Raw genomic sequence first — 23700 nt, forward strand, 5'->3', positions numbered from 1 at the left:
GCAGCTGACCAATTAAAGCACCAGCCCTAACCCGTACAGAATCACCGCTGAGATCACCCCGGCGATAATATCGTCCACCATAATCCCCATGCCGCCGTGCACGTTGCGATCAAACCAGCGGATTGGCCAGGGCTTCCACATGTCAAAAATACGGAAAATCACGAAACCGGCCAGCACCCACTGCCAGCTCATGGCAGGAATCGCCATCAGCGTAATCCATATGCCGATAAACTCATCCCAGACGATACTGCCGTGATCGTGCACGCCCATGTCACGCGCTGTGCGGTGGCAGAGATAGACGCCCACGCTGATGCCAATCAGCACCACCAGCGTGTAGAGTTGCAGCGGCAGAAAAGTCATCAGCCACCAGAAGGGGATCGCGGCGACCGATCCGGCCGTGCCGGGCATGATCGGGCTCAGGCCGCTGCCAAAACCGGTCGCCAGCAGATGCCAGGGATTACCCATGCGCAGGCGGCTTTTAGCGACATCTTTATTTCGCGTCAAAGTGATCAAATCCCTTGTGATTAAAGCGGCGCGGCTTGCCGTTCTCCAGCAGCGTCAGCCCTTCCGCTTCCGGTGCAATCTGTCCGATGCAGGTGTAAGGCACACCCAGATGACCAAGCGCCACGTCCAGCGCGCCCCGGTTCACCTCCGGCACGGTAAAGCACAGCTCATAATCCTCACCACCACTCAGCGCCCAGCGCAGCACCTGCTCCGGTTCAAAGTGGTCGCGCAGCGCCGCAGAGAGCGGTAGCGTCTCCAGATTAAGACGCGCCCCCACGCGGCTGGCCGCCAGGATGTGGCCAAGATCGGAGATCAGCCCGTCGGAGAGATCGATGGCGGATGTTGCCAGATTGCGCAGCGCCTGGCCCTGTAAAACGCGCGGCATGGGGCGCAGATGGCGTTTAATCAGCACCTCATGCACTGCCGGATCGTTCAGCCGGTGATGATGCTGCAGCAGCGACAGGCCCGCCGCGCTATCGCCCAGCGTACCCGTCACGAAGATCCAGTCGCCCGGCTTCGCGCCGGCGCGTCTCAGCGCCCGCCCAGCCGGCACCAGGCCATGAATGCCCAGCGTCAGGCTCAGCGGCCCGCGCGTGGTATCGCCGCCAATCAGCTGCATGTCGTAATAATCCAGCAGCTCAAACAGGCTATCGCTGAAGGCAGCCAGCCAGCTCTCGTTAACCTCAGGCAGCGTAAGCGCCAGCGTTAACCACGCCGGATCGGCCCCCATCGCAGCCAGATCGCTGAGATTGACCGCCAGCGCTTTGTAGCCGAGATCGGCCGGATGGATATCGCGTAAGAAGTGAACGCCCGCGACCAGCGTGTCGGTGCTGATCGCCAGCGTCTGTTTTTCAGGCACATTCAGTAACGCGCAGTCGTCACCAATACCCTTCTCCACATCGCGGCGGGAGCTGGTGACGCGGTTAAAATAACGTGCGATCAGTTCAAATTCACCACAGGACATAAATCAGGTCTCAATGAAAAAAGGCCGGTGAACCGGCCTCTTGCACTTATTTTTTGTTGGGTCGAATTTGTGGGGCGGCTTTATCAAGCACGCCGTTAACAAATTTGTGGCTGTCTTCGGCACCAAACACTTTAGCCAGCTCAATACCTTCGTTAATGGCCACTTTATAAGGCACATCAGAACGTTTGCTCAGCTCATACAGAGAGAGACGCAGAATCGCTTTCTCAACCTGGCCCAGCTCTTCCAGCTGGCGCGACAGGTAAGGCTTCATCAGACCGTCCAGGTACGCGCTGTTAGTCGCCACACCGGACAGCAGTTCGCGGAAATAGCTAATATCGACGTCTTTGACGTCTTGTTCCGCCAGAAACTGGTATTCCACATCGGCAATGTCGTTGTTGGACAACTGCCAGGAGTAGAGCGCCTGGACAGCGCACTCACGGGCGCGACGACGAGCAGCAGGTTTCACAAAATTCCCCTTACAAAAATCAGGCTTTGATGGCTTTCAATACGTTAATCATTTCGAGTGCGGTCAGGGCAGCTTCAGCCCCTTTATTGCCCGCTTTAGTGCCGGCGCGTTCAATCGCCTGCTCAATATTTTCGGTGGTCAGTACGCCGAAGGTCACCGGGATTTCGCTGGCCATTGCCACCTGTGCAATGCCAGAGCTGGCTTCACCGGCCACGTATTCGAAGTGGGCCGTGCCGCCACGGATCACCGTGCCCAGCGCAACAATCGCATCGTGCTTACCGGCTTTCGCCAGTGCGCGTGCGGCCAGCGGCAGTTCATAGGCGCCCGGCACCCAGACCACGGTAATATTTTCTGCTTTAACCTGGCCGATACGCTTCAGTGCATCTACCGCACCGTCCAGCAGGCTGTCATTAATGAAGTTGTTAAAACGCGCAATCACGATGGCAATGTTAGCATCAGGCGTGGCAACAGCAGCTTCGATAACTTTCATACATATCCTTTGGGTGTTTGTTTTATGGCCCCGCAGAAGGGGGCGGATTCTATCATACTCTTCGGCGACGCGCTCAGGCTTTTCCGCACATGCTTTAGCGCGGCGTCAGGGTCAGACGCAGGTCATCGCCTACTTTGCGCACGTCGCTAAAATTGAGGGCTGGCGCATCGGCCAGCGCAGTCAGTCCCGGCAGTTCGCACAGGCCGCGCGCGGCGTTACCCAGCAGCTTCGGCGCCAGGTAAATAATCAGCTCATCCACCAGTCCGGCCTGCAGCAGCGCACCGGCCAACCCGGCGCCCGCCTCCACCCACACGCTGTTGATCTGGCGCTGGCCGAGCAGCATCATCATTGCCACCAGGTCGAGCTGCGTATCACGCACGGGTACGGCAATCTGCGTGACGCTTTGCGGCCAGGCTTGCTGATCCGGGGCGCTGCGCATCAGCCAGGTTTCGCCCGGCTGGGCAATCAGGCGGTGCTGCGGCGTAACGCGCTGCTGACTATCGATCACCACCCGCACCGGCTGGCGCAACGCGCTCTCCTCTGTCAGCGCCTGCGCTTCCGCGTTCAGTTCGTTCCAGCGCACCGTCAGGGCGGGATCGTCAGCCAGTACGGTGGCGCTGGTGGTAAGAATAGCGGAACTCTGCGCGCGCAGGCGTTGCACATCGCGTCGTGCGGCGGCAGACGTGATCCACTGACTCTCACCGCTCGCCATGGCGATGCGCCCATCAAGGGAAGCGCCCAGCTTCAGCTGAATCCACGGAAACCCGGTGCGCATACGTTTCAGAAAACCGCGGTTTATGGCCTCGGCCTCGCTCATCATCAGACCGTGGCTCACCTCAATGCCCGCTTGCTGCAGGCGGTACAAGCCGCGCCCGGCAACCTGTGGATTGGGATCCTGCATCGCGGCCACCACGCGGCTGACGCCGGCGGCAATCAGCGCATCGCAGCATGGCGGCGTGCGGCCATGATGGCTGCAGGGCTCAAGCGTGACGTACGCCGTCGCGCCTGCGGCTTTATCGCCCGCCATGCGCAGCGCATGCACTTCTGCATGCGGTTCACCGGCGCGATGGTGCCAGCCCTCTCCCACAATCTCGCCGTCGCGCACAATCACGCAGCCAACATTCGGGTTTGGTGTGGTGGTGAAACGTCCGCGGCGTGCCAGCTCCAGCGCGCGCGCCATATAGCGTTCGTCGGTCATGGTTTAATCCTGTAAACGGGCGATCTCTTCGCCAAAATCGCGGATATCTTCAAAGCTGCGATAAACCGAAGCAAAACGAATGTAGGCGACTTTATCCAGCTTCTTCAGCTCTTCCATCACCAGATTCCCGATCTGCTTGCTGGGGATCTCCCGTTCGCCGGTGGCGCGCAGCTGAGTTTTGATATGGTTGACGGCGTTATCTACCGCGTCGGCGCTGACCGGACGCTTCTCCAGCGCCTTCATCATGCCGCTGGCGAGCTTATCCTCATTAAAGGGTTCGCGCACATCGTTGCTTTTTACCACGCGCGGCATCACCAGCTCAGCCACTTCGAAGGTGGTGAAGCGCTCATGACACACCAGACACTGGCGGCGGCGGCGCACCGAGGAGCCTTCACTCACCAGACGCGAATCGATCACTTTGGTGTCCACAGCGGAGCAGAATGGGCAATGCATGGCGTTTCCTGTCGCGAGAATTTTTGGTCAGATAGTGTAGCGCGTTCCCGGTTGCAACAAAACAGAGCACACCGAATCGGGCCTGCTCCACTACGGTGCCAGCCGGTTATGAGCAAAATGAGAAAATTTACTAAGCTTACAGAGCCAATCCGGCACATTGACAGGAGGAACTATGGGTCTGTTTAATTTTGTAAAAGAAGCGGGAGAGAAGCTGTGGGACGCCGTCAGCGGCGGCGATGACCAAAGCAAAAAACTGCAGGAACACATCAATAAGCTCGGTTTGCCCGATAGCGACAAGGTGAAAGTGGATGTGCAGGGCGATACCGTTACCGTCAGCGGCGACGGCATTTCGCAGGAGCTGAAAGAGAAAATCCTCGTGGCTGCCGGGAACGTGGCCGGTATCACGCAAGTCGATGATAAGGTTACCGCCAGCGATGCCGCTGCGCAGGCCGAGTTCTATACGGTGAAAAAAGGCGATACCCTGAGTGCGATTTCGAAGCAGGTTTACGGTAATGCTAATGAATACAACAAGATTTTCGAAGCAAACAAGCCAATGCTGACGCATCCTGATAAGATCTATCCAGGCCAGGTTTTACGTATCCCTAAATAATCGAAAGGACATTGCATGACGCGCAGGATGTTATGGGCTCCGGCAGTACTCTCTCTGCTGGTGCTGAGTGGTTGCAGTTCGCCTCCCACTTCGCCGCAGGTGAAAGAGCTGCATCAGGAAGTGAGCCAGCTTAACCAGCAGATGCGCAAGCTGACGACGCAGGCAGCGGCGCTGGAGATCCAGGGGCAGCTGAACAGTCAGTCAACCCAGGGCGCATGGCTGCTGCCGCAGGCAAATACGCCGGTTGAGCTGCAAACCCAGCTGGGGAAACTGCGACTTACGCTGTCGCGCGTGGAGGGTGAGGCCAGCGGTAGCCGTGCCAATCTGAACGTGCGCTCAACGGATGATCGGCCCGTACCGGCGTTCAGCGCTACGGTAGTATGGGGTGAACTTGATCCGGCCAGCGGTAAGCCGCTGTCGGCAAGCAGCCTTAGCCAGCCCATTAACGTCCCTGCTACTCTGATGCCGCGCAGTTCGGTCACCGTACCGCTACGCCTCAGCGGCTTGTCACCCGAGCAGCTCGGCTACGTGCGCGTGCATGATGTGCTGCCCGCCGCCAGCCATGAAGTGACACCCTGACGCGGGCACCGTAAACCCGATGCGCGGCCCTGTGCAACGGGCATAAAAAAACGGGCTGTCCACACCGGACAGCCCGTTCTGTTTTACGGCCAGAGTTACGGCAGAATCGAGGGCTGATCGGCGCCTTCTTTCTCCACTTTCTGCACCAGCATGTGTTCACGCTTCATCCCCAGTTTCAGCGCCAGCGCGGATGAAACATAGATAGATGAGATGGTACCGATGGTGACACCGATCAACATGGTCAGCGAGAAGCCTTTCAGCAGTGCGCCACCAAAGATGAACAGAATCAGGATCATCGCCAGCGTGGTGATGGAGGTGATCAGCGTACGGCTCAGCGTCTGGGTCAGCGACACGTTGGTGATGTCGTAAGAGGAGCCGCGACGGATTTTGCGGAAGTTCTCACGAATACGGTCCGAGACCACGATCTTATCGTTGAGCGAGTAACCAATCACCGACATCAGTGAAGCCACAATCGTCAGATCAATCTCGACGTGGAACAGCGACAGAATACCGCAGGTGATGATGACGTCATGCGCCAGCGCCAGCACGGTACCCAGCGCCAGGCGCCACTCAAAACGGAAACCGATGTAGATCAGGATCGCAATCAGCGCCGAAAGCAGCGCCATCGCACCGGCCTGCGCCAGATCGGTCCCCACGCTTGGGCCAACGAACTCCACACGCTTCACGGTAGCGCTCTGCTGGGTGGTCTGGTTGATCGACGCCAGCACTTTATTGCCCAGTTCGGTACCTGCATTACCGGTTGTCGGTGGCATACGCACCATCACATCGCGGCTGCTGCCGAAGTTCTGCACCAGCGGCTCTTCAAAGCCCGCTTTCACTAAACCTTCACGCAGCGCATCCAGATCCGCCGGTTTTTCCAGGTTGATCTCAATCACCGTCCCGCCGGTAAAATCGAGGCCCCAGTTGAAGCCCCGCACGCCGATAATGGCGATAGCTGCCACAATCAGCAGACCGGAGATGATAAAGGCCAGCGTATCCCAGCGCATAAAGTCGACGACTTTACGCCCGTGGTTTAGCTGCTCAATACTATATTCCTGTGCCACAACGCACTCCTCAGATAGACAGCTTGTTGATGCGTTTGCCGCCGTACACCAGGTTAACGATGGCACGTGTGCCGACGATAGCGGTGAACATGGAGGTCGCAATACCGATAGCGGTGGTGATCGCGAAGCCTTTGATTGAACCCGTACCGACCGCATAAAGAATGATGACTTTAATCAGCGTCGTCACGTTAGCATCGACGATACTGGAGAAGGCGCCTTTGTAGCCCTCATGAATCGCCTGCTGCACGGAGCGTCCGTTACGCAACTCTTCTTTAATACGTTCGTTAATCAACACGTTCGCATCGACCGCTACCGCCAGCGTCAACACAATACCGGCAATACCCGGCATGGTGAGCGTCGCGCCAGGCAGCAGTGACATGATGCCGACAATCAGCACCAGGTTGCACAGCAGTGCGCTGGTGGCAATCAGGCCGAACTTTTTGTAGAACACCACCATAAACAGAATGGAGGCGATCAGACCCCACAGACAGGCTTCGAGTCCCTGCGTGATGTTCTGCTGGCCCATGGTTGGACCAATAGTACGCTCTTCAACAATCTGAATTGGCGCAATCAGCGCACCGGCACGCAGCAGCAGCGACAGCTGACGGGCTTCGTTCGGGTTGCTGATGCCGGTGATACGGAAGCTGTTACCGAGACGTGACTGAATGTTCGCCACGTTGATCACCTCTTCCTGCTTCACCAGAATGGCACGGCCGTTGGCGTCTTTTTTACCGCTGTCCTTGTACTCCACAAACAGGGTCGCCATCGGTTTACCGATATTGTCCTTGGTGAAGTTCGACATGATGTTACCGCCCGCGCCGTCAAGTGAGATATTAACCTGCGGCTGGTTGTACTCATCCATGCTGGACGTGGAGTCAGTGATATGGTCACCGGTCAGGATCACACGCTTATACAGCACCACCGGCTGCCCTTCGCGCGTTTTCTTCACCTCTGAATCACCCGGCACGCGGCCGCTGGCGGCGGCACCCGGATCCACACTGGTGTTAACCAGACGGAACTCCAGCGTCGCGGTAGCGCCCAGAATCTCTTTGGCGCGTGCGGTGTCCTGAATACCCGGCAGCTCAACCACAATGCGGTCAGAGCCCTGACGCTGTACCAGCGGCTCGGCAACGCCAAGCTGGTTTACACGGTTACGCAGGATGTTGATGTTCTGCTGCACCGCATATTCGCGCGCTTCGCTGAGGCGGGCATCGGTCATCACCGCGCGCAGCGTATCGCTGCCCACGCTGGTGAACACCAGATCGCGGTGGCGCGGCGTCAGATAGCTAATCGCTGCGTCACGGCTGGCGCCGTCGCGGAAGCGAACTTCTGTGCCGTAGTTAGCAATTTTCGTGACGTTCGTATACGGAATGCTTTTGTCGCGCAGATCGCTGCGCAGGCCATCGGCATTCTGCTCCTGCAGTTTGCCCAGGGCGGTATCCATATCCACTTCCATCAGGAAGTGTACGCCGCCGCGCAGATCGAGACCGAGTTTCATCGGCTCTGCGGCCAGCAGGGTTAACCAGCGTGGGGTTGCTGGCGCAAGGTTAAGCGCCACCACGAAATCTTCACCCAGTGCGTTAGTGATAGCTTCACGCGCACGCAGCTGGACATCGGTGTTAGCAAAACGGGCCAGGATGGCGCCATTTTCCAGAGCGAGGGATTTGCTCTGAATATTGTCTTGTTTTAATACGTTCTGGATCTGATCCAACGTTTGCTCACTGGCGGCGCTTCCGCGCGCACCAGTGATCTGAACGGCCGGATCCTCACCATAAAGGTTCGGAAGCGCATACAGCAGGCCGATGAGAATCACGGCGACCAGCATGACGTACTTCCATAAAGGATAACGGTTTAACACGGCAGTTCCCTTAGGGAAGAAAAATTACAGCGCCTTCATCGTACCTTTCGGCAGAACGGCGGCCACGAAATCACGTTTGATAACTACTTCAGTGGTGTCGTTCAGGGCGATAGCGATATAGCCGGTTTCAGCCACTTTAGTTACGCGCCCTACCAGGCCACCATTGGTCAGCACTTCGTCACCTTTAGAGATGGAATCCATCAGCTTCTTGTGATCTTTTGAGCGCTTCTGCTGCGGACGCAGAATCATGAAGTAGAAGATCAGACCAAAAACCACCAGCATGATCACCAGAGAATACGGACTTCCCTGAGACGGAGCGCCTGCTGCGGCCACGGCGTCAGAAATGAAAAAGCTCATTAAATTTCCCTCATTGATAAAATTATCAGACGTTTAACGGTGGAACCGCTTTACCCGTCCGTTGGTAGAACTCGCTAACAAAGTGCTCTAATTTACCCTCTTCAATGGCCTGGCGTAAACCCGCCATCAGACGCTGGTAATAGCGCAGATTGTGGATGGTGTTGAGACGTGCGCCGAGTATTTCGTTACAGCGATCAAGATGATGCAAGTAGGCGCGTGTATAATTGCGACAGGTGTAACAATCACACTCCGCATCCAGCGGCGCGGTGTCATCTTTGTACTTCGCGTTACGGATTTTTACGATGCCATCGGTGACAAACAGATGGCCGTTGCGTGCATTACGCGTAGGCATAACGCAGTCAAACATATCGATACCGCGGCGAACGCCTTCCACCAGATCTTCCGGTTTGCCGACGCCCATCAAATAACGCGGTTTATCCTGCGGAATTTGCGGACAGACGTGTTCCAGGATACGGTGCATGTCCTCTTTCGGTTCACCCACCGCCAGGCCGCCCACAGCGTACCCATCAAAGCCAATCTCTACCAGACCTTTAACCGAGACATCTCGTAAATCTTCGTAAACCCCACCCTGAATAATGCCAAACAGCGCATTTTTGTTACCCAGCGAGTCGAAGCGATCGCGGCTGCGTTGCGCCCAGCGCAGCGACATCTCCATGGAGCGTTTCGCGTAGTCCCAGTCCGCCGGATAAGGCGTGCACTCATCAAAGATCATGACGATGTCGGAGCCGAGATCGTACTGAATCTCCATCGACTTCTCCGGATCGAGGAAGATCGGATCGCCGTTGATTGGGTTACGAAAATGCACGCCCGCTTCGGTGATTTTACGAATGTCGCCAAGGCTGAACACCTGGAAGCCGCCGGAGTCGGTCAGGATGGGCCCCTGCCAGTTCATGAAGTCATGCAGGTCACCGTGCAGCTTCATGATCGCCTGGCCCGGACGCAGCCACAGGTGGAAGGTGTTGCCAAGCAGGATCTGCGCGCCGGTCTCTTTGACCTCTTCCGGCGTCATCCCTTTTACCGTGCCGTAGGTGCCCACCGGCATAAACGCCGGGGTTTCAACGACGCCACGATCAAAGACCAGACGTCCACGGCGCGCGCGCCCGTCGGTAGTATCTAATTCAAATTTCACAATAACCTCTAATCAGAGAAACAGTCTGATGGGTAGCTCAGGACCCGACAGTTTCGTCAGGTGCCTGCGGATTACGGGTGATGTACATCGCATCCCCGTAGCTAAAGAAACGGTACTGCTCCGCCACGGCGCTCTGGTAGGCTGCCATGGTATTTTTATAGCCGGCAAAGGCGGACACCAGCATGATCAGCGTGGATTCGGGCAGATGGAAGTTGGTGATCAGCGCATCGATCACCTGATAGTGATAGCCCGGATAGATAAAGATTTGGGTATCATCAAAGAACGGGGCCAGCAGCGCATCCTGACAAGCCTTCGCGGCGCTCTCCAGCGAACGAACCGAAGTGGTGCCCACCGCAACCACTTTATTCCCGCGCGCTTTACACGCCAGCACGGCATCAACCACATCCTGCGGCACTTCAGCATATTCGGAGTGCATGATGTGATCATTAATGTTCTCTACGCGTACCGGCTGGAAAGTGCCTGCGCCGACGTGCAGCGTCACAAACGCCATCTCCACACCTTTCTCCCTGAGTGCCGCCAGCAGCGGTTCGTCAAAGTGCAGACCGGCAGTCGGTGCCGCTACTGCGCCAGGGCGCGCGCTGTACACCGTCTGATAGAGTTCACGGTCCGCCTCTTCATCCGGGCGATCGATATAGGGCGGCAGCGGCATATGCCCAACGCTGTTGAGGATATCCAGTACCGCACGATCGTCCGCGAAGGCGATCTCAAACAGCGCATCGTGACGCGCGACCATTGTCGCTTTCACGCTCTCATCATCGCCCAGCAGCAGCTCAGCGCCCGGCTTCGGCGCTTTCGACGCGCGCACGTGTGCCAGCACACGCTTGTCATCCAGCATGCGTTCAACCAGCATCTCGATTTTTCCGCCGCTGGCTTTACGGCCGTAGACGCGCGCCGGAATCACGCGGGTGTTGTTGAACACCAGCAGATCGCCGGGGTTCAGTTTATCCAGCACATCAGTAAAGACGCCGTGGTTCAGCGCACCGCTCGGGCCATCCAGCGACAGCAAGCGGCATCCGCTACGCTGCGCCTGCGGATAGTGGGCAATCAAAGATTCCGGCAACTCAAAAGCAAAATCGGCTACACGCATGCATCACTTCTTCAGGACTCAAAAAACAGGCGGCATAGTTTAGCCGAAAAGCGGCGAATTCTGAACAACTGGCTGCGCCTGGTGGATTCTGCTTATAATGCGCCATGAACTTTCTTGCTCACCTTCACCTCGCCTCGCTGGCAAACAGCTCGCTGCTGGGTAACCTGATGGCCGACTTCGTGCGCGGCAATGTCCAGTCACAGTGGCCGGAGGCGGTTGTCGCCGGCATCGCTATGCATCGCCGGCTCGATGTGCTCACCGACAATCTGCCGGAAGTGCGGGAAGCGCGCGAGCTGTTCCGCGCGGAAACGCGCCGCGTTGCGCCGATTACGCTGGATGTCGTGTGGGATCACTTCCTGGCGCTGCACTGGGATAAGATGCATCCGCAGCAGTCGCTGCCGGCGTTTACCGCCGCTGCCGAGCACGCCATCGTGCCGCAGCTGGCCGGGACACCGGAGAGCTTTATTGAGCTCAACGCCGTGATGTGGCGCGAACGCTGGTTTGAGCACTACGCTGAACCGGCGCGTATCGCACGCGTGCTGAGCGGTATGGCGCATCGCCGTCCGCGTCTGGCCGCGCTGCGCGACTCCGCGCAGGATTTCATTGATAACTACGCGCAACTCGAACCGCTATTCTTCCGGTTCTACCCACGCTTAATGGCGGATGCGCGCGCGCAACGGCTGTAACCGCCCTTTTCTCCTCTGCCGCACCGCCTCCTCTTGTCAGCCGCCGCTAACTGCGGCTTAATGAAGCCTTGCTTAACTTTCGTTAACTCAGTCACACAGCCATTTCGCCTTTTTCGGCGTTTTTTGCCACGTCGATTGCCAGAAAATGATAAGAGGGAAAGATGTCATCAGCCACGCTAACCGAACTCGACGCACGTTATCACTTCGCCTGCGATGTTGCCAAAACGGCCGCCAGCCGCGCCCTGGCATGGTATCAGCAGCGCCACCAGCTGGTGGTTGAACACAAAAAAGATCTGCAGGATGTGGTCAGCGAGGCTGACCGTAACGTTGAGCAGTTGGTTAAGCACCTCATTTACGAACGTTTTCCTGACGATGCGGTGCTGGGTGAAGAGAGCGGCGGCGATACCGGCAACGCCCGCTTTATCTGGGTCATCGATCCCATTGATGGTACCAGTAGCTTCCTCAACGGCCTGCATAACTGGTGCGTCTCGCTGGCGATTGTGTGTGAAAACGAGCCGGTTATCGGCGTAGTCAGCGATCCCAACCATCACGAAACGTTTCACGCCTGCCGTGGTAAAGGGGCCTGGGTAAATGACAAACGTATCCAGGCCCATAGCGCGCAGCGGCTGGACCAGGGGCTGCTGGGGTTAAGCAGCGCTAACAGCCAGCCGGCTGAACCGCTGCTGCACTTTATCAGCGGATTGCTGGCGCAGGGCGGCATGTTCATCCGCAATGGATCGGGCGCACTGATGAGCGCCTGGGCCGCCGCGGGCCGTCTGATTGGCTATTACGAGGCGCATATGAACCCGTGGGATGGGCTGCCAGGCATCGTGCTGATGCGCGAAGCGGGTGGCATAACCAACGACTATCTCAGTCAGGATGGGCTGAAAAAGGGCAATCCGGTGCTGCTGGCAAACGCGGTGATCTATCCGCAGCTCAAAACCCTGTTGCCGGCGTTGCCCACGCTATGATGCGCCGGGTCCTGCTGACCGCCCTGCTCGGGTTGATGGCGCTCCCGGCGCTGGCTCATGAGCGTTATCAGCTGGAAAAAGTGGTGGAGATCAGCCGCCACGGCGTGCGTCCACCTACGCCGGGCAACCGTAAAGAGATAGAGGCAGCCACGCAGCGCCCGTGGCCCCGGTGGCGCACCGCCGATGGCGAACTCACGCCGCATGGCTATGCCGCAGTAGTTAATATCGGGCGCTGGCAAGGCGATCACTACCGCCAGCTCGGCCTGTTACATGCCGGCTGTCCTGATGCCGGAGAGATCTACGTGCGTGCCAGCCCGCTGCAGCGCACACGGGCAACCGCCGCTGCGCTGGTTGAAGGCGCGTTTCCCGGCTGCGACGTTGCGGTGCATCACGTGGCCGGCGAGGTCGATCCGCTGTTTCAGAGCGGTAAGCTGGCCTTTGCACAGACCGATCCCGCGCAGGAGTATGCCGCCGTTGCCGCAAAAGCGGGCGATCTTGCAGCGCTGCAGCGGCGCCTGCAGCCGGAGATCACGCTGCTCAGACAGGCAGTATGTGCGCAAGATTGCGCCATCTTTGACCAACCCTGGCAGCTCAAACAGACCAAAAGTGGTCACACCTGGGTGCAGGGATTGAGCGTGCTGGCGAGTATGACGGAGACGCTCCGCCTCGGCTGGAGTGAGAACCTGCCGTATGCCCGGCTGGCGTGGGGCAACATTACCTCCGCGCAGCAGATCAGCGCCCTGCTGCCGCTGCTGACCGCCAGTTACGATCTCAGTAACGATGTCCCCTATGTGGCGCAGAAGCGGGCATCGATTCTGCTCGATGCGGTAATGAAGGGCCTGGAAAACAGCAAAGCCTCACCGGATACGCGCTGGCTGCTGCTGGTGGCGCACGATACCAACATCGCAATGCTGCGCACGCTAATGCAGTTCAGCTGGCAGCTGCCGGGATACGCGCGCGGCAATATTCCCCCCGGCGGCAATCTGGTGTTTGAACGCTGGCGCGATACGCACACGCATCAGCGATGGCTGCGTATCTATTTTCAGGCGCAAAGTCTGGATGCATTACGTCAGCTGACGCCGGTGGATGATCGGCATCCGCTGCTGCGCGAAGAGTGGCATCAGCAAAACTGTCAGGTTACAGCGGTTGGCACACTGTGTCCTTATCAATCCGTGATGGATCAGTTGCGTAAGGCGATAGACCACACGGCGCTGAGCCGCGTGGATTACCCGCTGCCGTAGTCTGCCTCTGTAAGCCAGTCCTGAGGCTGGCTTATCTTTTGCTAAATAAGTGATTAGCCCCGATCAGGCAATTTTCGCCCTGCTCTGCGACTTTTCTATATTTCCTGCCGCATCGCTAAACGGCCGCGTTTTCGCGTACGCTTTTAGCGTCAATCATCCCTTAGTTCTACTTCCTTTTTTTCTGTTTTGACACGCTTTTCGGCGACAGGATGCGCCGGAATTTTTTTATCTGCAGAGGGGATGAGATCAGGAGTGGCGCCCGCAGGCTGGCCACGGGGCGCAACAGAGGCGGCATTGAACGCCGCCAGTGGGGTTAACCTTTACGCTTTTTCGCCAGCGGCCACGCCAGCAGCAGCAGCGCTATCCACGCAAACCCGACGTAAAGTGAGATGCGCGTATCCGGGAAGTAGCCAATCAGCGCAATGATAAAGGCCAGGAACAGCACGCCAACCCAGGCGGTAGCGCTGCCGCCCGGCACGGCAAACTGCAGCTTGCTGGCCTGCCCTTTACCAATTTTGCGGCGAAAAGCAATCTGCGACAGCAGAATCATGATCCACACCCATACGGTAGCAAAGGTGGCCAGCGAGGCGATCACCAGGAACACTTTTTCCGGCATCAGGTAGTTGAGATAGACCGCAATCAGCATCGCTGCCATCATCACCAGCACCGTGACCCACGGAATTCCGCGATCGGAGACCTTCTGGAACATCTTCGGTGCATGGCCCTGCTGCGCCATGCCGTGCAGCATCCGCCCCACACCAAACACATCGCTGTTAATCGCCGAAAGCGATGCCGTGAGCACCACAAAGTTGAGGATTGATGCCGCTGCCGCAATGCCCAGATGCTGGAACGTCAGCACAAACGGGCTGCCAGCCGTCCCGACCTGGTTCCACGGGTAGATTGACATGATGACGAACAGCGTCCCGACATAGAACACCAGGATACGCAGCGGAACGGAGTTGATTGCACGCGGAATCGACTTCGCCGGCTCTTCGGCTTCACCGGCTGTAATACCGATAATTTCAATACCGCCATAGGCAAACATCACCATCTGCAGCGACAGCAGCATGCCGACAATGCCGTGGGCGAAGAAGCCGCCGTTGCTCCACAGATTATGGATACCGGTAGGTTGGCCGCCGTTGCCGATGCCCCAGAAGATCATGCCAAAACCGGCCACAATCATGATAATGATGGTGGCGACCTTGAAGAAGGAGAACCAGAACTCCACTTCGCCAAACACCTTCACGCTCATCAGGTTAATGGCCCCGATAATCAGTACCACGGACAGCACCCATATCCAGTGCGGCACGTCAGGGAACCATACGCCCATGTAGATACCAAACGCGGTCACGTCGGCAATCGCCACTATCAGGATTTCAAAACAGTATGTCCAGCCGGTGATGTAACCCGCCAGCGGGCCGAGATAGTCCTGCGCATAGCGCGAAAACGAACTGGCCTGGGGATTGTTTACCGACATCTCACCCAGCGCACGCATGATGATGTACGCCACGGCACCGCCGATGATGTACGCCAGCAGTACGCTGGGGCCTGCCATTTTGATGGCATCAGCCGAACCGTAAAACAGCCCGGTGCCGATTGCCGATCCCAGCGCCATAAAACGGATATGGCGTGTGCTCAGTCCGCGTTTGAGCGTATTGGTTTCTTGCATAACAAACAGTACCTGTGAAAATGAAAAAACCACGGGCAAGCCCGTGGTCGAAAATAACAGCGATGTCGTTTACTGCTGAACGGCCACGCGCTGCGGGCCTTTCACGCGATCAACCACCGCGGCAATCACCAGCATCGCCAGCGACGGTGGCAGCCAGGAGAGTCCCTGGTCAGCCAGCGGCAGGTGCTGACTAAACAGCGGTAACGCATCCTTGAAGCTGGTAGTTTTAATGGCATCAACAATACCGAACACCAGGCTGACCAGCATGGTCGGCGCGATGATACGCGTGCTGCGATTCCACCAGTTCAGGGTAAAGCTCAGCACCACCAGTACGATGCACGGCGGATAGATCGCCGTCAGCACCGGAATGGAGATCTGAATCAGATGGCTCAATCCCAGGTTCGAGACCAGCATTGAGAACAGACCCAGAATAAACACCAGCGCTTTATACGACAACGGCAGGTATTGCGCAAAAAATTCTGCACAGGCGCAGGTCAGGCCAACGGCTGTAACCATACAGGCAACGAAGATCAGCGCGGCGAGGAACATGCTGCCCATGCCGCCAAAGGTCTGCTGCACATAAGCGTGCAGAATGGCTGCGCCGTTGGCGTTTTGATCCACGATGGCACCGCTGTCCGAGCCCAGCTTGAACAGGCTCAGGTAGACCAGCGTCAGGCCGACACCGGCAATCACACCGGCCAGCATGGTATAGCGGGTCAGCAGTTTGGCATCCTGCACACCGCGTGAGCGTGCGGCGTTAACGATCACAATCCCAAACACCAGGCGCCCAGCGTGTCCATGGTCAGGTAGCCATTCACAAAGCCGCTGGAGAAAGCAGCACGCTGGTAGTCGGCGGTGGCGGGCGATAAACCACCGGCAGGCCAAATCAGCGCGGCAAGGCCGAGAATGGTCAGCGCCACGATTTTCAGCGGTGCCAGGAAGTGCCCTACGGTATCCAGTAGTTTGCCCGGATAGAGTGAGATGCCGATCACCAGCACGAAGTAGATCAGGCTGTAGATAAACAGTGGCAGCGGGCCGTCACCGGTCAGCGGCGCAATCCCGACTTCAAACGAGACGGTAGCCGTACGCGGCGTGGCGAACAGCGGACCTACCGCCAGATAACAGACGGTAGCCAGCAGTAAGCCAGCGGCTTTACCGATTGGCGAGCTTAGCGCATCAATGCCACCGCCGACGCGCGCCAGCGCGATAACGGTCATAACCGGCAGACCAACGGCGGTGATCAGGAAGCCGAGCGCGGCAATCCAGACGTGTTCGCCAGACTGAATGCCCACCATCGGCGGGAAGATGATATTGCCTGCGCCAACAAACAGGGCAAACGTCATAAAGCCCAGCGCAAGGATATCCTTAGGGGTTAAACGATATGTCATAAACTTCTGTACTGCCTGTAGCTGATGTTGCGGTGGAAGTTGGGTTCGTGTTGTCCCCTGAATGCGCGAAAACAATGGCTTATCTGGCATGACCAGTGCGTTATGCGGGCCGAATCGGTACAGCGCAGGTGATTTAAACTGCTTTTCTTCTGTTCACAGAGGGATGAATTGACAACGGCGCAAATTAAAACGTTTATAGCGAAGAAAGGCAATACGGGATCGGAAAACCAGAATGATATAGCAAGAAAGTGCCATAAGGCAGTAGAACAAGGGGGAATAGTCAGGAAACACCTGAGATGATTTGCTTAAAGTTTCCGCAAGGCGGGAGAAATCTTTGCAACAATGCGCTGTAACATGCACAAAAGGCGCGATTTACGCGCCTGTCTGCACAACTTTACACCACTACCACACCTGAGCAGCGATATCGACAACCAGACGAATCTTCTGCCACTGCTGCGCTTCACTCAGGCTGTTGCCCTCTTCCGTGGAGGCAAAGCCACACTGCGGGCTGAGGCAGATCTGATCCAGGCTGACATACTGTGCAGCTTCCTGCAGGCGTGCTTTCACCTGTGCGGGATCTTCCGGTTCACCGGTTTTCGTGGTGATTAACCCCAGCACTACCTGCTGGTGGCCCGGCCTGATGAAACGCAGCGGTTCGAAGCCACCAGAGCGTTCGTTATCGTATTCAAGGAAGAACGCATCGATATTGACCGTGCCGAACAGGATCTCCGCCACCGGCTCGTAGCCACCTTCAGAGATCCAGGTGGAGCGGAAGTTGCCGCGACACACATGCAGACCAACCGTCAGATCCGCCGGTTTCCCCTCCAGCGCCTTGTTCAGTACCTCTGCATAGATGCGGGCCAGCGCCTGCGGATCTTCACCGCGCTCGCGAATCTGCTGCTGCTGTTCCGCAGAGCACAGGTATGCCCAGACGGTGTCATCCAGCTGCAGATAGCGGCAGCCCGCGGCGTAAAACGCGGCGATCGCCTCTTTATAGGTCTGCGCCAGATCGGCGAAGTACACCTCCAGATCCGGGTAGACGGTGGCATCAATGACCTTACGACCGCCGCGGAAGTGGAGCACGCTTGGGCTGGGGATGGTCATTTTAGCGACGGCATCACCCGCTACGCTCTGCAGGAAACGGAAGTGCTCCAGCATCGGGTGCTGTGGATTGAACGCTACTTTGCCGGTTACTTTTACGCCGTGGGCTTTGGTCTGTACGCCGTTGAACTGAATCCCCTGATCCGCTTCGAACAGCTCAACGCCGTGCAGATCGCCGAAGAAGTCAAAGTGCCACCAGGCGCGGCGAAATTCGCCGTCGGTCACCACCTGCAGGCCATTGGCGCGCTGCTGCGCAACGACATCACGAATCGCGTTGTCTTCCACCTCACGCAGCCGATCGGCGCTTAACGCCCCTGCTGCAAACTGCTCGCGCGCCTGCTTAATGGCGGCCGGACGCAGGAAACTGCCAACGGTATCGGCGCGGAACGGGGCGGTATTGCGTTGCATAGAGTTCACTCCTCTCCGACGGCATTGTTCCGTCAGGGTATAATTTCAGCGGGTTATTTACAGCCATCTGGACGGCTAAATGTCCAGAGAGAGTGACATGCGGCGTTCACCGGAGCAATGGAAGAAAATTCACGACGCGTGAAATAAATTCATGTTCGGATGTACGGACCTCATTTCTCTTCAATGGCCGCACGCGCCTGGGCCATCTGGCTGTCTGAGAGCGGCAGATAGCCAGCCTCGGTGACGCGGCGCTGCCCTTGCGGTGACAGCACCTGGTGCAGAAATGCATTGACCAACGGCGGCAGCGGTTTGCCCGGGGGTTTATTGACGTAGATATAGAGTGGACGTGACCACGGATAGCGGCCACTGCGGATCGAATCAGCATCCGGCATGACGCTGGCGCCGGACGCCGTGGTAATGGGCACCATCTTTACGCCGCTCAGGTGAAAGCCAAAGCTGGCGTAGCCGATGCTGTTGGGCGTGCTGGCAACAGCCTGTACCACAGCGGCGGAGCCGGGAAACTCAGCCACGTCAGCACGGAAATCGCCCCGGCACAGCGCCTGCTGTTTGAAGAAGCCCCAGGTACCGGAGGCGGAGTTACGCCCAAATCGCTGAATGCTGCGCGCTGCCCAGTGCGGCTCGCTCAGGCCGAGATCGCCCCAGCGCTGCGGCACTTTCAGTGCACCACATAAGCGGGTGGCGGAGAACAGCGCATCAAGCTGTGGCTGATCGATATGCGTCAGCGGATTGTCCTGATTGACCACCACCACCAGCGCATCCATGGCCACGGGTACTGCCAGCGGCGCATAGCCGTAGCGCGAGATAAACAGCTGGCGCTCATCCACCTGCATCGGGCGGCTCATCGCCCCAAGCTGTGCCGCTCCGGCCGCCAGCGCCGTGGGTGCCGTCGATGATCCGGCTGCCTGTACCTGTACGTTAACGCCCGGTGACTGCAGGCTGAAATCCTCGCCCCACAGCGTCATCAGATAGCCAAGCGTATCGGAGCCGACGCTGCTCAGGTTGCCGGTCAGCATGGTTTGTTGTGCCTGCGCCAGCACAGAAAAAGAGAGCAGAAGGGAGAGCAGCAGCGATTTCATGAATTTTTCCGCAGTTTAGGTCAGCTGGATGTTATCACACCGCGCATTGTGTTGCGGCCCGCTGCCGCACGCAATGCCGCCCCTGAAGATGTGCCTTCCCTTACGAAACTCTCTCCTGCACGGCGCCGGATACAATCAGCCGTGGCGGCAGCTGAAAACTAAAGCAGGTCTCCTGATGCGGAATACTGGTGATCTCCAGCCGGGCATTGTGGTGCCCCAGGGCATGTTTCACGATCGCCAGCCCCAGCCCGCTGCCGCCGGTGGCACGCGAACGCGCTTTGTCTACGCGATAAAAACGCTCGGTCAAACGCGGCAGATGCTCCTCGCTGATGCCGGGCCCGTTATCACAAACGCTAAACTGCGCGCCCTGCTTTGTGCGTAGCCAGCTGATGTCAATACGCGTGCCATCCGGCGTGTGGTTCACCGCGTTATAGACCAGGTTGGAGATGGCGCTGCGCAGCTGTTCGTCGTTGCCGAACACTTTCAGATGGGGATCGGTATGGAAATGGATGCTATGACGCCCATGGCTCAACGTCTCCGCTTCACGCTGCAGCAGCAGCAGCATGGTCGGCACATCCACGGTCTCTTTCAGATCGATGGCGGGTGCAGCCTCAATGCGTGACAGCGTAAGCAGCTGTTTCACCAGGCTGTCCATGCGGCGCGTCTGCTCCTGCATGGTGCTCAGCGCTCTGCTGCGGGTTCGCTCATTCATGCCGGCGTCATCCATCATCTCAAGATACCCCTGCAGCACGGTCAGCGGCGTACGCAGCTCATGGCTCACGTTAGCGAAGAAGTTACGGCGAGCACCCTCCAGCTGGTGCATCTGCGTAACATCACGGGCCACCATCAGCCACTGCCCTTCGCTGTAGGGCATGACGCGGAACTCCATATGACGCTGGTTGTTCTGCACCAGCGTCAGCGGCTTGTTAAAGTCGCGCTGGCGAATATAGCGGGAGAACTCAGGATAGCGCAGCAGATTGAGGATATTCTGGCCGTTATCTTCCGGCCAGCGCAGCCCAAGGTGCTGTTGCGCCAGGCCGTTACACCAGAATATCGTCCCCTCTTCGGTGGTCAGCACCACCGCATCCGGCAGCGACTCAGCGCCACTGCGGAAACGCTTAATCAGATTACCCAGTTCACGCCGCCGCCGTCGGTTGCGCAGCTGCATCTGATACAGGCCGTAAAACAGCGGTTCCCAGCTGCCGCGACCGGTGGGCGGCGTCATCGAACGATCTACCCACAGCCAGTACGACAACCGCATCAGATTTTTAAAGTGCCAAAACAGCACGCCACCTACCGCCAGCAGCAAAAACCACGGCAGGTAGCCAAGCAACAGCCCCAGCAGCAGCGCCGGCAGACACGCCAGCGCCAGCTCGGTCAGTAATCTCTTCCAGGAGAGTCGTTCCAGCACGGTGCAGAACTCCGTTTAGTAGCGGGCAGAGAAACGATACCCTGTTCCGCGAACGGTTTGTACCATGCGATCGTGGCCGGAGGTCTCCAGCGCTTTACGTAAGCGCCGGATGTGGACATCAACGGTGCGGTCTTCGACATACACATTGGTGCCCCACACGTGATTCAGAAGCTGTTCGCGGCTGTAAACGCGTTCCGGATGGGTCATAAAGAAGTGCAGCAATTTATACTCGGTCGGGCCCATCTCCAGCGACGTGGTCTCGGACATCACCCGGTGCGAGGAGGGATCCAGGCTCAGCCCCTGCATCTCAATGACCTCTTCCACCGCCATCGGGGAGATACGGCGCATCACGGCTTTAATACGTGCCATCAGCTCTTTGGGGGAAAACGGCTTAGTGATGTAATCATCAGCGCCTACTTCCAGACCGCGTACGCGATCTTCCTCTTCGCCGCGCGCCGTTAGCATCATCACCGGAATATCCCGCGTCATCGCTTCACGTTTCAGATGCTTGATAAACTGAATGCCGCTACCGCCCGGTAACATCCAGTCCAGCAGGATCAGATCTGGCCAGGGTTCGATCAGCTTACCAATCGCGCTGTCATAATCTTCCGCCTCGATAGGCTGGTAATCATTCTGTTCCAGCACGAAACATAACATTTCACGGATGGGAGCTTCGTCTTCCACAACCAAAATGCGCTTAGCCATTATTACTCCTGCTGTTGTGACTCGCTGTCACTGGGATTTGCGGCGTCATTATGCGTCAGTTTTATGACACTTTTATGAAAAACCCAACCCGTGATAAATAGATAAGAAACACAAATGTGACAACAAAAATCGCTTTTTTTCCTTTGCTGGCGAAGTCGTTATACTTGCCCATCGTTTTATTCGCAGGAACCGTTGATGCGCATCATTCATACCGCTGACTGGCATCTTGGTCAGTTCTTTTACAGCAAAAGCCGCGCCGCAGAGCACCAGGCCTTTCTCGACTGGCTGCTGCTGCAGATTGCGGAGCATCAGGTTGATGCGCTTATCATTGCCGGCGATCTGTTTGATACCGGTTCGCCGCCCAGCTATGCACGTGAAATGTTCAACCGGTTTGTGGTGGCGCTTCAGCCGTGCGGCTGCCAGCTGATTGTGCTGGCCGGCAACCACGATTCGGTGGCCACGCTGAATGAGTCCCGCGAGCTGCTGGCCTGCCTCAATACGCGCGTCATTACCAGCGCCACGCCGCAGGGCGAACAGCAGGTGTTAACGCTGCACCAGCGTGACGGTACGCCCGCCGCCGTGCTGTGCGCGATCCCCTATTTACGCCCGCGCGACATTCTGCGCAGCCAGGCCGGCCAGTCGGGGCGTGAAAAACAGCGCTCGCTGCTGGAGGCCATTGAACAGCACTATCAGCACTGTTACGCCGCCGCGCTGGCACAGCGGGAAGCGCTGGGTCTGAAGGTACCGATTATCGCCACCGGCCATCTCACCACCGTAGGCGTGAGCAAAAGCGACTCGGTGCGTGACATCTATATCGGCACGCTCGATGCGTTTCCGGCGCAGGCATTTCCGCCGGCAGATTACATCGCGCTGGGCCATATTCATCGTGCGCAGCGCATCGCGAACAGCGACCATATTCGCTATAGCGGCTCACCCGTACCGCTTAGCTTTGATGAGCTGGGGCGCGAGAAAAGCGTCTTTCTGCTGGACTTCAGCCACCAGCTCGACAGCGTTACGCCGCTGAGCGTGCCCGTGTTCCAGCCAATGCAGGTGCTGAAAGGCTCAATGGCAGAGATTGAAGTGCAGCTGGCGCAGTTCCGCGATGGCGAAAGCGCGCGGCCGGTATGGCTGGATATTGAGATCACCACGCAGGAGTATCTCAGTGATTTACAGCGCCGCATTGAACAGCTAACTGAAGCCCTGCCGGTTGAGGTGCTGCTGGTGCGCCGCAGCCGCGAACAGCGCCGCAGCAGCCTGGCGCGGCTGGAGAACGAAACCCTGAGCGAACTCAAGGTTGAAGAGGTCTTTGCCCGCCGCCTGGCGCAGGAAGATCAGCTGGATGCGGAGCAGAGTGAGCAGCTGACCCGGCTGTTCCGCAGCACGCTGGCGGCGCTGGAGGATCCATCCGCATGAAGATACTGACGTTACGGTTTAAAAACCTCAATGCCCTGCGCGGCGAGTGGCTGATCGACTTCCGCTGTGAGCCCTTTGCCAGCAATGGCCTGTTTGCCATTACCGGCGCGACCGGCGCAGGTAAAACCACCCTGCTTGATGCCATCTGCCTGGCGCTCTATCACCAGACGCCGCGTCTCGGCGGATTATCGCAGAGCGAAAACCAGCTGATGACGCGTGATACGGCAGAGTGTCTGGCCGAAGTGGAGTTTGAGATCAAGGGCGAAGCGTGGCGCGCCTTCTGGAGCCAGAACCGCGCGCGCGGTCAGGTCGATGGCAAACTACAGGCGCCGCGCGTTGAGCTGGCGCGCGTGGCGGATAACCAAATCGTGGCGGATAAAGTGGGCGACAAGCTCAAAGCGATTGAAACGCTGTCCGGGCTGGATTTCGCCCGCTTTACCCGCTCCATGATGCTGTCACAGGGGCAGTTTGCCGCCTTCCTGAATGCCAAACCCGGCGAGCGGGCCGAGCTGCTGGAGGAGCTGACCGGCACCGAGATCTACGGCCAGATATCCATGCAAATTTTTGAGCGCTGGCGTACCGCACGCGGCGAGCTGGATACCCTGCGCGCCCGCGCAGGCGGCATGTCGCTGCTGGATGAAGCGCAGCGTACGGCGCTTAATGAGCAGCTGGCGCAGCTCAGCGCGCAGGAGCAGGTGCTAAACGAACAGCTGACGCAGGCGCAAACGCAGCAGCAGTGGCTGACGCAGGCACAGCAGCTGGCAGAGGAGCAGCAGCAGGCCGCCGCCGCGCTGCAGGCTGCAGCGCGG

The 23700-nt window shown here is 58.0% G+C and carries 23 protein-coding genes and 1 pseudogene; 7 read left to right on the forward strand and 17 right to left on the reverse strand.

The features are described 5' to 3' along the window. Positions 1-12: 12 nt before the first annotated feature. The 6 genes from pgpA to nrdR form a co-directional block, all read right to left on the reverse strand. Positions 13-504, reverse strand: a complete 492-nt coding sequence (gene pgpA, locus HA48_RS05310; RefSeq protein ID WP_128600098.1) for a phosphatidylglycerophosphatase A — start codon at positions 502-504, stop codon at positions 13-15. Continuing rightward, complete coding sequence (thiL, locus tag HA48_RS05315) at positions 491-1468, reverse strand: thiamine-phosphate kinase (RefSeq protein ID WP_128600099.1); 978 nt, start codon at positions 1466-1468, stop codon at positions 491-493. Before thiL ends, pgpA begins: the two co-directional genes overlap by 14 nt. Positions 1469-1514: 46 nt before the next feature. Then, a complete protein-coding gene (gene nusB, locus HA48_RS05320) occupies positions 1515-1934 on the reverse strand; it encodes a transcription antitermination factor NusB (RefSeq protein ID WP_128600100.1) in 420 nt (139 codons plus the stop codon). 19 nt (positions 1935-1953) lie between these two features. After that, positions 1954-2424 carry a 6,7-dimethyl-8-ribityllumazine synthase gene (ribH, locus tag HA48_RS05325; RefSeq protein WP_128600101.1) on the reverse strand — a complete coding sequence of 157 codons (471 nt, stop codon included), beginning with the start codon at positions 2422-2424 and terminating at the stop codon, positions 1954-1956. A 94-nt stretch (positions 2425-2518) separates the two neighbouring features. Beyond that, positions 2519-3622, reverse strand: a complete 1104-nt coding sequence (gene ribD, locus HA48_RS05330; RefSeq protein ID WP_128600102.1) for a bifunctional diaminohydroxyphosphoribosylaminopyrimidine deaminase/5-amino-6-(5-phosphoribosylamino)uracil reductase RibD — start codon at positions 3620-3622, stop codon at positions 2519-2521. Between the two features lie 3 nt (positions 3623-3625). After that, positions 3626-4075, reverse strand: a complete 450-nt coding sequence (nrdR, locus tag HA48_RS05335; RefSeq protein WP_128600103.1) for a transcriptional regulator NrdR — start codon at positions 4073-4075, stop codon at positions 3626-3628. Positions 4076-4247: 172 nt separating this feature from the next. Between nrdR and lysM the strand changes: the two genes are divergently transcribed. Further along, positions 4248-4685 carry a peptidoglycan-binding protein LysM gene (lysM, locus tag HA48_RS05340; RefSeq protein WP_128600104.1) on the forward strand — a complete coding sequence of 146 codons (438 nt, stop codon included), beginning with the start codon at positions 4248-4250 and terminating at the stop codon, positions 4683-4685. Between the two features lie 15 nt (positions 4686-4700). Then, complete coding sequence (locus HA48_RS05345; protein ID WP_128600105.1) at positions 4701-5264, forward strand: SadB/YajI family lipoprotein; 564 nt, start codon at positions 4701-4703, stop codon at positions 5262-5264. Positions 5265-5359: 95 nt separating this feature from the next. Here HA48_RS05345 and secF read toward each other — a convergent pair whose 3' ends face one another. The 5 genes from secF to queA are packed head-to-tail and all read right to left on the reverse strand — an operon-like array spanning position 5360 to position 10801. Next, positions 5360-6328 carry a protein translocase subunit SecF gene (gene secF / locus HA48_RS05350; RefSeq protein ID WP_128600106.1) on the reverse strand — a complete coding sequence of 323 codons (969 nt, stop codon included), beginning with the start codon at positions 6326-6328 and terminating at the stop codon, positions 5360-5362. A 10-nt stretch (positions 6329-6338) separates the two neighbouring features. Continuing rightward, the gene (secD, locus tag HA48_RS05355) at positions 6339-8186 is read right to left on the reverse strand and encodes a protein translocase subunit SecD (protein ID WP_128600107.1); all 1848 of its coding nucleotides are present in this window, start codon (positions 8184-8186) and stop codon (positions 6339-6341) included. A gap of 24 nt (positions 8187-8210) precedes the next feature. Continuing rightward, on the reverse strand, positions 8211-8543 hold the full coding sequence (yajC, locus tag HA48_RS05360) for a preprotein translocase subunit YajC (protein ID WP_128600108.1): 333 nt from the start codon (positions 8541-8543) through the stop codon (positions 8211-8213). A 25-nt stretch (positions 8544-8568) separates the two neighbouring features. Continuing rightward, the gene (tgt, locus tag HA48_RS05365; RefSeq protein ID WP_128600109.1) at positions 8569-9693 is read right to left on the reverse strand and encodes a tRNA guanosine(34) transglycosylase Tgt; all 1125 of its coding nucleotides are present in this window, start codon (positions 9691-9693) and stop codon (positions 8569-8571) included. 37 nt (positions 9694-9730) lie between these two features. Then, positions 9731-10801: a tRNA preQ1(34) S-adenosylmethionine ribosyltransferase-isomerase QueA gene (gene queA / locus HA48_RS05370; RefSeq protein ID WP_128600110.1), complete on the reverse strand. Its 1071-nt coding sequence runs from the start codon at positions 10799-10801 to the stop codon at positions 9731-9733. Between the two features lie 104 nt (positions 10802-10905). On the opposite strand from queA, the gene HA48_RS05375 reads away from it, so the two are divergent. From HA48_RS05375 to HA48_RS05385, 3 genes are all read left to right on the forward strand, one after another. Further along, complete coding sequence (locus HA48_RS05375; protein ID WP_128600111.1) at positions 10906-11487, forward strand: acyl carrier protein phosphodiesterase; 582 nt, start codon at positions 10906-10908, stop codon at positions 11485-11487. A gap of 161 nt (positions 11488-11648) precedes the next feature. Continuing rightward, entirely contained in the window at positions 11649-12458 is an 810-nt protein-coding gene (locus HA48_RS05380) for an inositol monophosphatase family protein (protein ID WP_128600112.1), read from the forward strand. Further along, positions 12458-13699, forward strand: a complete 1242-nt coding sequence (locus HA48_RS05385; protein ID WP_425270657.1) for a histidine-type phosphatase — start codon at positions 12458-12460, stop codon at positions 13697-13699. Before HA48_RS05380 ends, HA48_RS05385 begins: the two co-directional genes overlap by 1 nt. A gap of 313 nt (positions 13700-14012) precedes the next feature. Here the strand turns inward: HA48_RS05385 and proY are convergent, their stop codons facing one another. The 6 genes and pseudogenes from proY to phoB all read right to left on the reverse strand — a co-directional run bounded on the left by proY (position 14013) and on the right by phoB (position 21478). Continuing rightward, positions 14013-15368: a proline-specific permease ProY gene (proY, locus tag HA48_RS05390; RefSeq protein WP_128600114.1), complete on the reverse strand. Its 1356-nt coding sequence runs from the start codon at positions 15366-15368 to the stop codon at positions 14013-14015. 69 nt (positions 15369-15437) lie between these two features. Continuing rightward, a pseudogene (gene brnQ / locus HA48_RS05395) lies at positions 15438-16756 on the reverse strand (branched-chain amino acid transport system II carrier protein). Between the two features lie 402 nt (positions 16757-17158). Beyond that, positions 17159-18265 carry a cobalamin-independent methionine synthase II family protein gene (locus HA48_RS05400; protein ID WP_128600115.1) on the reverse strand — a complete coding sequence of 369 codons (1107 nt, stop codon included), beginning with the start codon at positions 18263-18265 and terminating at the stop codon, positions 17159-17161. A 170-nt stretch (positions 18266-18435) separates the two neighbouring features. Continuing rightward, the gene (locus HA48_RS05405) at positions 18436-19362 is read right to left on the reverse strand and encodes a PstS family phosphate ABC transporter substrate-binding protein (protein ID WP_128600116.1); all 927 of its coding nucleotides are present in this window, start codon (positions 19360-19362) and stop codon (positions 18436-18438) included. A 100-nt stretch (positions 19363-19462) separates the two neighbouring features. Beyond that, positions 19463-20773 carry a phosphate regulon sensor histidine kinase PhoR gene (phoR, locus tag HA48_RS05410; protein ID WP_128600117.1) on the reverse strand — a complete coding sequence of 437 codons (1311 nt, stop codon included), beginning with the start codon at positions 20771-20773 and terminating at the stop codon, positions 19463-19465. Between the two features lie 15 nt (positions 20774-20788). After that, positions 20789-21478, reverse strand: coding sequence for a phosphate response regulator transcription factor PhoB (gene phoB / locus HA48_RS05415; RefSeq protein ID WP_128600118.1), 690 nt, complete (start codon positions 21476-21478; stop codon positions 20789-20791). Between the two features lie 195 nt (positions 21479-21673). Between phoB and sbcD the strand changes: the two genes are divergently transcribed. Continuing rightward, positions 21674-22891 carry an exonuclease subunit SbcD gene (sbcD, locus tag HA48_RS05420; RefSeq protein ID WP_128600119.1) on the forward strand — a complete coding sequence of 406 codons (1218 nt, stop codon included), beginning with the start codon at positions 21674-21676 and terminating at the stop codon, positions 22889-22891. Next, positions 22888-23700: AAA family ATPase (locus tag HA48_RS05425; RefSeq protein ID WP_158086959.1), on the forward strand; the 813-nt coding region annotated here is incomplete at its 3' end. The genes sbcD and HA48_RS05425, both read left to right, overlap by 4 nt.

The organism is Pantoea wallisii, from assembly GCF_002095485.1.
Taxonomy (GTDB): domain Bacteria; phylum Pseudomonadota; class Gammaproteobacteria; order Enterobacterales; family Enterobacteriaceae; genus Pantoea; species Pantoea wallisii.

Coding starts and splice junctions, on each gene's coding strand:
- thiL (WP_128600099.1), bottom strand. CDS start 1,468: ATGTCCTGTGGTGAATTTGAACTGATCGCACGTTATTTTAACCGCGTC.
- ribH (WP_128600101.1), bottom strand. CDS start 2,424: ATGAAAGTTATCGAAGCTGCTGTTGCCACGCCTGATGCTAACATTGCC.
- ribD (WP_128600102.1), bottom strand. CDS start 3,622: ATGACCGACGAACGCTATATGGCGCGCGCGCTGGAGCTGGCACGCCGC.
- nrdR (WP_128600103.1), bottom strand. CDS start 4,075: ATGCATTGCCCATTCTGCTCCGCTGTGGACACCAAAGTGATCGATTCG.
- lysM (WP_128600104.1), top strand. CDS start 4,248: ATGGGTCTGTTTAATTTTGTAAAAGAAGCGGGAGAGAAGCTGTGGGAC.
- HA48_RS05345 (WP_128600105.1), top strand. CDS start 4,701: ATGACGCGCAGGATGTTATGGGCTCCGGCAGTACTCTCTCTGCTGGTG.
- yajC (WP_128600108.1), bottom strand. CDS start 8,543: ATGAGCTTTTTCATTTCTGACGCCGTGGCCGCAGCAGGCGCTCCGTCT.
- queA (WP_128600110.1), bottom strand. CDS start 10,801: ATGCGTGTAGCCGATTTTGCTTTTGAGTTGCCGGAATCTTTGATTGCC.
- HA48_RS05375 (WP_128600111.1), top strand. CDS start 10,906: ATGAACTTTCTTGCTCACCTTCACCTCGCCTCGCTGGCAAACAGCTCG.
- HA48_RS05380 (WP_128600112.1), top strand. CDS start 11,649: ATGTCATCAGCCACGCTAACCGAACTCGACGCACGTTATCACTTCGCC.
- HA48_RS05385 (WP_425270657.1), top strand. CDS start 12,458: ATGCGCCGGGTCCTGCTGACCGCCCTGCTCGGGTTGATGGCGCTCCCG.
- proY (WP_128600114.1), bottom strand. CDS start 15,368: ATGCAAGAAACCAATACGCTCAAACGCGGACTGAGCACACGCCATATC.
- HA48_RS05400 (WP_128600115.1), bottom strand. CDS start 18,265: ATGCAACGCAATACCGCCCCGTTCCGCGCCGATACCGTTGGCAGTTTC.
- HA48_RS05405 (WP_128600116.1), bottom strand. CDS start 19,362: ATGAAATCGCTGCTGCTCTCCCTTCTGCTCTCTTTTTCTGTGCTGGCG.
- phoB (WP_128600118.1), bottom strand. CDS start 21,478: ATGGCTAAGCGCATTTTGGTTGTGGAAGACGAAGCTCCCATCCGTGAA.
- sbcD (WP_128600119.1), top strand. CDS start 21,674: ATGCGCATCATTCATACCGCTGACTGGCATCTTGGTCAGTTCTTTTAC.